This window comes from Nocardia brasiliensis NBRC 14402 (assembly GCF_000308475.2).
Classification (GTDB): domain Bacteria; phylum Actinomycetota; class Actinomycetes; order Mycobacteriales; family Mycobacteriaceae; genus Nocardia; species Nocardia brasiliensis.
The window spans coordinates 47277-56529 of the sequence record NZ_BAFT02000061.1 but is presented as its reverse complement, the minus strand read 5'-3'; the positions used below and the strand labels follow the sequence as shown (position 1 = coordinate 56529).

The 9253-nt window shown below is 67.9% G+C and carries 10 protein-coding genes; 2 read left to right on the top strand and 8 right to left on the bottom strand.

Going from position 1 to position 9253, the window contains the following annotated elements; all coding sequences use genetic code 11:
- Positions 1 to 122: 122 nt before the first annotated feature.
- Entirely contained in the window at positions 123 to 938 is an 816-nt protein-coding gene (locus TY25_RS20480) for a DUF1206 domain-containing protein (protein ID WP_088607207.1), read from the top strand.
- A gap of 34 nt (positions 939 to 972) precedes the next feature.
- Here TY25_RS20480 and TY25_RS20475 read toward each other — a convergent pair whose 3' ends face one another.
- The 8 genes from TY25_RS20475 to TY25_RS20440 all read right to left on the bottom strand — a co-directional run bounded on the left by TY25_RS20475 (position 973) and on the right by TY25_RS20440 (position 8400).
- A complete protein-coding gene (locus TY25_RS20475) occupies positions 973 to 1953 on the bottom strand; it encodes a glycine betaine ABC transporter substrate-binding protein (protein ID WP_042258482.1) in 981 nt (326 codons plus the stop codon).
- Entirely contained in the window at positions 1950 to 2687 is a 738-nt protein-coding gene (locus TY25_RS20470; protein ID WP_088606824.1) for an ABC transporter permease, read from the bottom strand. The genes TY25_RS20475 and TY25_RS20470 overlap by 4 nt, the downstream gene beginning before the upstream one ends.
- The gene (locus tag TY25_RS20465) at positions 2684 to 3964 is read right to left on the bottom strand and encodes an ATP-binding cassette domain-containing protein (RefSeq protein WP_042258480.1); all 1281 of its coding nucleotides are present in this window, start codon (positions 3962 to 3964) and stop codon (positions 2684 to 2686) included. The genes TY25_RS20470 and TY25_RS20465 overlap by 4 nt, the downstream gene beginning before the upstream one ends.
- Positions 3961 to 4605: an ABC transporter permease gene (locus TY25_RS20460; RefSeq protein WP_014985076.1), complete on the bottom strand. Its 645-nt coding sequence runs from the start codon at positions 4603 to 4605 to the stop codon at positions 3961 to 3963. The genes TY25_RS20465 and TY25_RS20460 overlap by 4 nt, the downstream gene beginning before the upstream one ends.
- Positions 4606 to 4799: 194 nt before the next feature.
- The gene (locus TY25_RS20455; protein WP_042258479.1) at positions 4800 to 5708 is read right to left on the bottom strand and encodes a TauD/TfdA dioxygenase family protein; all 909 of its coding nucleotides are present in this window, start codon (positions 5706 to 5708) and stop codon (positions 4800 to 4802) included.
- 104 nt (positions 5709 to 5812) lie between these two features.
- Complete coding sequence (locus TY25_RS20450; RefSeq protein WP_042258478.1) at positions 5813 to 6709, bottom strand: type II CAAX endopeptidase family protein; 897 nt, start codon at positions 6707 to 6709, stop codon at positions 5813 to 5815.
- Between the two features lie 103 nt (positions 6710 to 6812).
- Positions 6813 to 7856: an L-glyceraldehyde 3-phosphate reductase gene (mgrA, locus tag TY25_RS20445; RefSeq protein ID WP_042258476.1), complete on the bottom strand. Its 1044-nt coding sequence runs from the start codon at positions 7854 to 7856 to the stop codon at positions 6813 to 6815.
- A gap of 82 nt (positions 7857 to 7938) precedes the next feature.
- A complete protein-coding gene (locus tag TY25_RS20440; RefSeq protein ID WP_081868991.1) occupies positions 7939 to 8400 on the bottom strand; it encodes a MarR family winged helix-turn-helix transcriptional regulator in 462 nt (153 codons plus the stop codon).
- A gap of 91 nt (positions 8401 to 8491) precedes the next feature.
- Between TY25_RS20440 and TY25_RS20435 the strand changes: the two genes are divergently transcribed.
- Positions 8492 to 9250 carry a dioxygenase family protein gene (locus TY25_RS20435; protein ID WP_172595805.1) on the top strand — a complete coding sequence of 253 codons (759 nt, stop codon included), beginning with the start codon at positions 8492 to 8494 and terminating at the stop codon, positions 9248 to 9250.
- Positions 9251 to 9253: the final 3 nt, after the last annotated feature.

The window sequence follows — 9253 nt, the reverse complement described above, 5'->3', positions numbered from 1 at the left end:
GCGGCAAATTCTGCGCCACCGCCGGGCGCCCGTCTTGGATATTTGCGACACCCCGTTTCGAGCGGGCCGGACCGGGTATTTGCCCCGACGTTCGGTTCGATCGAAATGAGATGAGTGCCAGCATGACTCAGACCAAGGCGACCAGCAAAGCGGAACGGATCGCCCAGCACCGCGTCTTCGAGCGCTTCGCCCGGGCGGGGTTCGTCATGACGGGCATCGTGCACCTGATCATCGGCTACATCGCCATCCGCATCGCGCTCGGCGGTTCGGGTGGCGCCGCCGACCAATCCGGGGCGATGAAGGAGATGGCGGCGGAGCCGGGCGGCCCGCTCGTGCTGTGGGTCGGCGCGGTGGCCTTCCTGATCCTGGCGCTGTGGCGGCTGGTCGAAGCGGTACTGGGCAGCGCGTCCAAGCCGGACAAGGACAGCAAGAAGTCCGAGGCGTTGCGCCGGGTGAAGGCCCTGTCGCTCGCGGTGATCTACTTCGTCTTCGCCGTCTCCGCCTTCGGTTTCGCCCGCGGCAGCGGCAAGTCCAGCAGCGGCGAGAGCGCCGGGCTCGCGGCGCGCGTCATGCAGCACACCGCGGGCGCCATCGCCCTGGTGGTGGCCGGGCTGATCATCATCGGGGTCGGCGGCTACCACGTGTACAAGGGCGTCACCCAGAAGTTCGTCGACGATTTGCAGGGCGCGCCGAGCAAGCTGGTCCGGCGTCTCGGCATGGCCGGCTACCTCGCCAAAGGCCTGGCCGTCGGCGCTGTCGGCCTGCTGGTCATACTGGCCGCCACCAAGTCCGAGCCCGAGAAGGCCGCGGGGTTGGACGGCGCCCTGAAAATCCTCGGCGCCCAGCCCTTCGGCATGGTCCTGCTCATCGTCGCCGGTCTCGGCATCATCACCTACGGCCTGTACAGCTTCGTCATGGCCCGCTACGCGAAAATGTAGGTCCCGGAACCTCTTTGCCGCCGCAGCTCGCTGATCAGGCGATCAATTTCTGGGTCCGCAGCCAGTCGTAGGCGACGTCGGCGGGGTCTTCCCCGTCGATGTCGACGCGGCCGTTGAGTTCCTGCATGAGATCGTCGGTGAGGCGTTCGGAGATGGTGCCGAGCAGCGGGCGCAGTTCCGGATGCCGGTCGAGGACGGCGCCGCGCACGACGGCGGTGCCGCTGTACGGCAGGAAGAACTTGCGGTCGTCGTCCAGCACAACGAGATTCAAGTTCTTCACCCGGCCGTCGGTGGTGTAGATCATGCCGAAGTTGCAGGGTGCGCCCTTGGCGGTGGCGGTGTAGACCACGCCCGCGTCCATCCGGGTCACGTTGCCGGACGGGACGCCGTTCGGATCGTTGTACGGGATACCGTACTTCGCCAGCATCGGGATGAAACCGTCGGAACGGCTGAAGAATTCGTCGTCGACGCAGAAGGTGCGGTCGGGGACCGGCAGGGTGGTCACGTCGGACAGCGATTTCACCTGCAGGCGTTCGGCGTTCGGCGTCGACGCGCCGAAGGCGTAGGTGTCGTTGAAGTTGGCCGGCGGCAACCACACCAGATCGTGATCACGCTGTTCCAGGTCGTGCACGCGCTGCCAGAGCTGTTGCGGGTCCGCGATCGTGTCGGTCTGGTTGTGGTAGTTCACCCATCCGGTGCCCGTGTACTCCCAGAGGATGTCGGCGTCACCGTTGAGCTGAGCCTGCCGCGACGACGCGGAACCCGGCGCCCCGGTCAGGTCGGTGACCTTCGCGCCCGCCGCGCCCAGATACGTCGCGGTGATCTTGCCGAGCAGCACGCCCTCGGTGAAGCTCTTCGAGGTGACGACCAGCTTGACCCCGTCCAGCGGCTGCGCGCCGTCGGGCAGCCGTGCGTCGTGGAACGTGCCGGACGAGCTGACCAGACCACACCCGGTGAGCGCGGCGGTGGCCACGACGAGCGCGGCGAGCAGCGTCGTGAGCCGCGGCGGCCTCATGCGATGCCCCGCGGCGTCGCGGCGAGTTCGACGAGCCGGCCCAGCCAGTCGATGGTCAAGGCCAGCAGGCCCACCAGGATCGCGCCGGAGACGAGCAGTTTGGGCAGGAACAGCGTGACGCCCGTGGTGATCAGCGTGCCGAGGCTGGTCGCGCCGATGAACGTGCTCAGCGTCGCCGTGCCGACCAGGATCACCAGCGCGGTGCGCACGCCGTTGAGGATCACCGGCACCGCGAGCGGCAACTCCACCTGGAACAGCGTCCGGCTGCCGGAGTAGCCGATACCGCGCGAGGCCTCGATGGTGCGGTGGTCCACCTGCCGCAGTCCGACGATGGTGTTCTGCAGGATCGGCAGAATCGCGTACACGACGAGACCGACTATCGCCGTACGGAATCCGGTGCCGAGCCAGAACGTGAACAGCACCAGCAGGCCGACCGCGGGCGCGGCCTGCCCGACATTGGCGATGTTCACCGCGACGGGCTCGACGCGTTTCAGCGCGGGCCGGGTGAGCGCGATGCCGAGCGGAATCGCGATGACGACCACGATCAACGTGGCCACCACGGTGAGTTTGATGTGCGCGAGGATCGTGGTCTGCAAGTTGTCCCAGGCCAGGGATGCTTGCTCGGTGGGGGTGAAGGTCGTGGACCGGTACCAGAGGACATAGCCGAGACCGATCACGCCGATGATGATCGGCTCGAACCACACGTCGAGCGGCACGCGCCGCAGCCTGCTCATGCCGGCTCGGCCGATCCGGGTTCGTCGTCGGCGGCGACCACCGGCGTCGGCGCGGGATCGGTGCCGTCGACGTAGGTCTCGTAGGACAGATCGGCCTCGTCCGACCGCACCTCGGCGAGTTTGGCCTGGATCGTCTCGGTCACCGTGCCGATGCTGAGCGCGCCGACCACGGCGCCGCGGCCGTCGGTGACCAGCGCGGCCCCTTGGCTGGCCGCGAGCATGGCGTCGAGTGCGTCGTTGAGCGTGGAGGAGCGGGCGACCACGGGCAGGCGCCGGTCGAGGAAGTCCGAGACCTCCGGTTTGGTCGCCAGTTCGGTGAGCGAGGGCCACGATCGTGGCCGGCCGGCCTCGTCGACGACCACGACCCAGGTGTGCCCGGCCGCCATCGCGCGCTGGATCACGCCCTGTGCGGGTTCGCCGACCCGGGCGGTGATCACCTTGTCGTATTCGACGTCGCGCACCCGGGACACGGTGAGATAGGCCAGCTTCGCGCCGGACCCGACGAACTCCTCGACGAACGGCGTGGCCGGGTCGGTGAGGATCTCCTCCGGGCTCGCGTACTGCTCGACGTGCCCGCCCTCGGACAGGATCAGCACCTTGTCACCGAGCTTGGTGGCCTCCTCGAAATCGTGCGTCACGATCACGATGGTCTTGCCGAGTTCGTGCTGGATCGCGATCAGGCTGTCCTGCAAGCGCACCCGGGTGATCGGGTCGACCGCGCCGAACGGTTCGTCCATCAGCAGGACCGGCGGGTCCGCGGCGAGCGCGCGGGCGACGCCGACCCGTTGTTGCTGACCGCCGGACATGTCCTTGGGCAGCCGGTCGGCGAAGGTGGCGGGATCGAGCCCGACGAGATCGAGCAGGTATTCGGTGCGTTCGGCGATCCGCTTCTTGTCCCAGCCGAGCACCCGCGGGATGGCACCGACGTTCTTGGCGACGCTCCAGTGCGGAAACAGTCCGCCGGACTGGATGACGTACCCGATCGACTGGCGCAGTTTGTCCGGGTCCTCGCGGGTGACGTCGCGGCCGCCGATGAAGATCCGGCCCTCGGTCGGTTCGATCAGCCGGTTGATCATCTTCAAGGTCGTGGTCTTGCCGCAGCCGGACGGACCGACGAACGCGACGATGTCACCGGCGTCGATCTCCAGGTCGAGCCGTTCGACCGCGGGCGCGTCCTGGCCGCGGTAGCGCTTGACGACGGCGTCCAATGTGATGTCGGCGCCGGTCACGTTGCGCTCCGGCGCGGGCGGAGCGGGGCGGCTGGTCACTTCGGTCATGACAGTCCCTTTGCGATCGTGAGGCGGCCGAGCAGGACGAGGAGTGCGTCGAACACCAACGCGATGAGGACGATGAGAATGGTGCCGGTCAACGCCATCTCGATGGCGTTGGCGCCACCGAGCCGGGACAGGCCGTTGAAGATCAGCGACCCGAGGCCGGGTCCGAGGACGTAGGCGACGATGGCGGCCACGCCGACGATCATCTGGGTGGAAACCCTGATGCCGGTGAGGATCACCGGCCAGGCGATCGGCAACTCGACGGTCAGCAGGATGCGCAACCGGGAAAAGCCGATGCCTTTGGCGGATTCGATCACCGAGGGCGGCACCGCGCGCAAACCTACGATCGCGTTGCCGATAACCGGCAGCGCGGCGAAGAACGTCAGCATGAGAAACGACGGCACCACGCCTAACCCGAACGGCACCAGCAGCAGTGCGAGCAGGGCCAGCGACGGAATGGTCAGTGCCACCCGGCTAGAGGTGAGCGAGAGCGCGGCCAGCAGCGGCAGCCGATAGACCGCGACCGCGATGAGCACCGCGACGACGGTTCCGACCAGGACGGTCTGAAATGCCAGGGAGGCATGCTGATAGGTGAGGAACGCGAGGAATTCGCCCCGCCCTCGGATATAACTCCATAAATCCACGCGATTCCCCTCGTCGGGCAAGACCGGTCGGTACCTGCGGGTGCGTAATCACCGGACGCGAGCCGTCAAAGCGTAATCGAGACTTCGTGTGCGGTTCTGGATGGCGCGCTGCGCGCGGATCGCCGGGTTGCCGATCTCGCGATTGTTTTCACCGCCGAGCCGGTATCCAAACAATGCGAGTTCGAAGAGGACGGTTAAGCCGCCGTGGTGAGTGGATCGACCGCGGAGTAGGACTCGGCGTTTCCCGCGATGACGGTGCTGGACGTGCCGTCGACGCCGACCGGGATATCGCCGGCCAGGGTGATCCGGGTCAACCTGCGGTGCTCCGCGCCGTCGTAGTCGTCGATCGCGTAGTGCTGGGTGGCACGGTTGTCCCAGATGGCCACGTCGCCGAGTGACCAGTCCCACCGGACGGTGTGCTCGAGCCGGGTCACCCGGTCCTGGAACAATCGGAACAGCGCCTGCGACTCGCCACTGGACAGGCCCACGATCTGCTTGACGAAGCAGCCCAGCAGCAACGCCCGTTCGCCCGTCTCCGGGTGCACCCGGACCACCGGATGTTCGGTCTCGAAGTAGGTGGACTCGAATTCGCGGCGGTAGGCCCGCGCGTTCTCGTCCGGGCGGTCCTCGACGGTGGCCGCGTAGTCGTACTGGTTGGTGTGCCGCGCACGCAGGCTTTCGGCGAGTCGCCGCAGCGGTTCCGGCAGCGAGTTGTAGGCGGCGACGGTCGAGGCCCAGGTGGTCGCGCCGCCGTAACTCGGCAGTGTGACCGCGCGCAGGATGGAGGCCTTCGGCACGCGGTCGACGAAGGTGACATCGGTGTGCCAGGTGTTGGAGCGGCCGTGGTGGGAGTCGATGGCCAGGCTCTTCACGCCCGCGGAGGTGAGCGTCGGGTGCGGTGTGGTGGGCGTGCCGAGCAGTTCGGCGAACTCGTACTGGCCGTCCTCGGTGAGGTGGTGCTGTTCCCGGAAGAAGATCACCTTGTGCTCGTTGAGCGCGGCGCGCACGGCGGCGACGGTCGCGCCGTCCAGCCCACCGCCGAGCCGGACTCCCTCGATTCGGGCGCCGATGTGCGCACCGAGCTTGACCACCTGCACGGACATTCCACGACCTTTCGCTCCACCCGGATGATTACGGATGAGGAAACCAGGCCGGGCGCGGCTCGACCAGTATTACGGTCACCGGGATCGCAATGTGCAATCGCGCATCAACTGCCATTGCGTGCGGCCGAATCGGGCGCGCTCGAAAGTGGTTGGCGCAGGAATCTTCCCGGCCGCCGGTAGAGCAGGAATGCGCAGATCGCATTCGCGGCCAGCAGCAGCAGACCTTGTTCGCCGAGCCACAGCCAAGCCCGCGCGCCCGTGGTGTGGGTGTCGAAGACGGATTGGATCACCGAATTCCACGACGCGTGCAGCACGACGGCCGGCCAGGCGCTGCCGGTATCCAGCCGCACTCGCGCGAAAACATAAGAGACCACGACGACTTGGATCAGGAACAGCGGCGCGATCACCAGCACGGAACCGCCGTTGCCGCTCAGATAACTGCCACCGATGATCAACGGCATATGCCAAGCGGCCCAGATCAATCCGCCGACCAGGATCGGCTGTGGTATGCCCGCGTCGATGAGCCGGGTGAGCAGATAGCCGCGCCACCCGAGTTCCTCGCCGAGCGCGAACACCAGGCCGATGGCGGTGCCGGGCACCAGGCCGATGAGCAGCTGGACCGCGAAGGCGATCCAGCCGGCGGCTTCGCCGTCGGGCGTGGTGAACTCGGCCAGGCCGGTGAGCCAGCCGACGCCGTACGCCGCCCCCGCGACGACCACCGGGTAGCCGAGCGCGAACAGGCAGGCCCACCAGCCGCGGCGGCCGCCGAAGCGCAGCGAGATATCGCCGAATCCTTCGCGCAGCAGCAGCCGGGCGAGCAGCGAGGCGACGCCCGGCGCCCACATCAGCAGCAGGATGCCGATCTCGTTGCGCGCCACGACCGCGAAGATCATGGCCGGTGCGGACAGCGCGACCAGCGCGACGAGGAAGAGGCCGACGCCGCGCCGGGCGAGTCGGCGGCGGTCGGGTAGCGGTGGAGCGTCGGGTGGCCCTGAGGTCATGCGGGCACACTATGCGGCGGCTACCCGGTTCGTCGTCAGCCCGCAGGGTGGTATCGGCCTCCGGTATTTCCCTGACTCGCCTGTGGGCGAAGGGGTTCCAGGGTCAGAGCGTGCCCTCGCGGGCCGACCGCCACAGATCGACCGCTCCGTCGTCGTCGAGCAGGGCGTCGATCTCGGCCAGTTCCTCGGCGCGGAACTCGAGTCCGTCGAGCGCGGCGACGTTCTGCTCGAGCTGGCCGGTCGAGGACGCGCCGATGACCAGCGACGTCACCCGCTCGTCGCGCAGCGCCCACGCGAGCGCGAGCTGGGCGAGCGTCTGGCCGCGCCGCTCGGCGAGGGCGTTGAGCTTGCGCAGCCGGTCGATCATCGCGGGGGTGAGCAGCTCGTTCTGGAACGACTTGTCCTGGGCGGCCCGCGATTCCCGCGGAATGCCGTCCAGATATTTCGCGGTGAGCATGCCCTGGGCCAGCGCGGTGAAGCCGATCACGCCGAAGCCCGCCTCGGCGGCGGCGTCGAGCAGTCCCTCGGTCTCGATCCAGCGGTTCAACATCGAGTACGACGGCTGGTGGATGAGCAGCGGCGTGCCCAGCTCGCGCAGCATCGCCGCGATGGTGCGCGAATCCTGCGCGGTGTACGACGAGATGCCGACATAGAGCGCTTTGCCCTGCTGCACCGCGGTGTGCAGCGCCGACGCGGTCTCCGCCAGCGGTGTCGTCGGGTCGAACCGGTGCGAATAGAAGATGTCGACGTAGTCCACGCCGAGCCGGGTCAGTGACTGGTCGAGCGAGGCGAGTACGTACTTCCGCGAGCCACCGCCCTGCCCGTACGGTCCGGGCCACATGTCCCAGCCCGCTTTCGTGGACAGCACGAGTTCGTCGCGATACCGGGCCAGATCCTCCCGCAGGATGCGCCCGGCGTTGATCTCGGCCGCCCCGTACGGCGGCCCGTAATTGTTCGCCAGATCAAAATGGGTGATACCCAGGTCGAATGCGCGCAGCGCAATCTCGCGCTGGCTGCCATAAGGCCGGTCGTCGCCGAAGTTGTGCCAGAAGCCGAGCGAGAGCATCGGCAGATCGAGCCCGGATCGACCCGATCGCCGATACCGCATCGGCCCGTCGTACCTGGTGGGTTCGGGAACGTAGGTCATGGGAGTTCTCCTCGACTGTCTCGGCGTTCGTGGTCGGCGCGGCCGGTGCGCGTGGCACGCGCCGCATCATTGCGCTTCGTGCTCAACGCAGGTCGGCGGCGACCTTGCCCAGGCCGTCGGCGATGGCTTTGCGTTGCTGCGGGGTGAGGACGTCGATCAGGAGTTCGCGGACCAGAGCGACGTGGCCGGGGGCGGCGGCTTGGAGTTTGCGGCGGCCGGCGGGGGTGAGGGTGGCGATGATGCCGCGGGGGTCGTCGGGGGCGGGAGTGCGGCGGACGAAGCCCGCCTTCTCCAACTGCCCGATCTGATAGGTGAGACCGCTCTTGGAGGTGAACAGGGCGGCGGAGAGCTCGGTCATCCGCAGCGCGTCGCCGGGTGCGTCCTCGAGTCGCACCAGCACCTCGTACTGGGTGTGCGACAGGTGCGCGTCCTCCTTGAGCTGCTGTTCGATCCGGCGATTCAGCAGCGCCGTCGAGGCGAGGAACGCCTGCCAGGTCCGCATCTCTTCGTCGTCGAGCCAGCGGGGCTCGTCCACTGTGACCACCCTCCCTATTGTTCAAACTCGAACGATAATCTACCATCATCGACAGATGTTCAAATTTGAACTACTTGCTGGGAGGCCGAGACCGATGCGAATGCCCGTGGTGTACCTGTCGCACGGCGCGCCGCCGCTGGCCGATGACGCGATATGGCCGGGGCAGCTGGCCGCCTGGTCCGCCGAACTGCCGAAACCCGAAGCGGTGCTGATGATTTCGGCGCATTGGGAAGACGCGCCGCTCGCCGTGGGCGCGACCGCGACGGTTCCGCTGGTCTACGACTTCTGGGGCTTCCCGCAGCACTACTACGACGTGTCCTATCCCGCGCCCGGGGCGCCCGAACTCGCCGACGACGTGCGCAAACTGCTGCGCGCCCCAGGCCGCTCGGTGCACGACGTCCCCGATCGCGGCCTCGACCACGGGGCGTATGTGCCGCTGGTGCAGATGTATCCGGCGGCCGACGTGCCGGTGCTGCAACTGTCGATGCCGACGCTGGACCCGTCCGGTCTGCTGGAACTCGGCCGCAAGCTCGCGCCGCTGCGCGACCAAGGCGTGCTGATCGTCGGCAGCGGCTTCTTCACCCACAATCTGCGCGCGCTGACCCAGGACGGCTCGGTGCATCCGGTGATGACCGAGTTCGACGACTGGGGCCGGCGGGCGCTGGCCGCCGGCGATGTCGACGCCCTGCTCGATTTCGAGAAGAAGGCTCCGGCCGCGGCGGCGGCGCACCCGCGCACCGAACACTTCGCGCCGCTGTTCGTCGCGCTCGGCGCGGCCGACGCCGACCTGAGCACCCAGCGCAGCGTGATCGACGGCTTCTGGAACGGCCTGGCGAAACGTTCCCTCCAATTCGGCTGACCC

What these genes read in the sequence shown, in the direction of transcription:
- TY25_RS20465 (WP_042258480.1), bottom strand. Translation starts at nt 3,964, where the DNA reads ATGACCGAAGTGACCAGCCGCCCCGCTCCGCCCGCGCCGGAGCGCAAC.
- TY25_RS20480 (WP_088607207.1), top strand. Translation starts at nt 123, where the DNA reads ATGACTCAGACCAAGGCGACCAGCAAAGCGGAACGGATCGCCCAGCAC.
- TY25_RS20455 (WP_042258479.1), bottom strand. Translation starts at nt 5,708, where the DNA reads ATGTCCGTGCAGGTGGTCAAGCTCGGTGCGCACATCGGCGCCCGAATC.
- TY25_RS20450 (WP_042258478.1), bottom strand. Translation starts at nt 6,709, where the DNA reads ATGACCTCAGGGCCACCCGACGCTCCACCGCTACCCGACCGCCGCCGA.
- TY25_RS20435 (WP_172595805.1), top strand. Translation starts at nt 8,492, where the DNA reads ATGCCCGTGGTGTACCTGTCGCACGGCGCGCCGCCGCTGGCCGATGAC.
- mgrA (WP_042258476.1), bottom strand. Translation starts at nt 7,856, where the DNA reads ATGACCTACGTTCCCGAACCCACCAGGTACGACGGGCCGATGCGGTAT.
- TY25_RS20470 (WP_088606824.1), bottom strand. Translation starts at nt 2,687, where the DNA reads ATGAGCAGGCTGCGGCGCGTGCCGCTCGACGTGTGGTTCGAGCCGATC.
- TY25_RS20475 (WP_042258482.1), bottom strand. Translation starts at nt 1,953, where the DNA reads ATGAGGCCGCCGCGGCTCACGACGCTGCTCGCCGCGCTCGTCGTGGCC.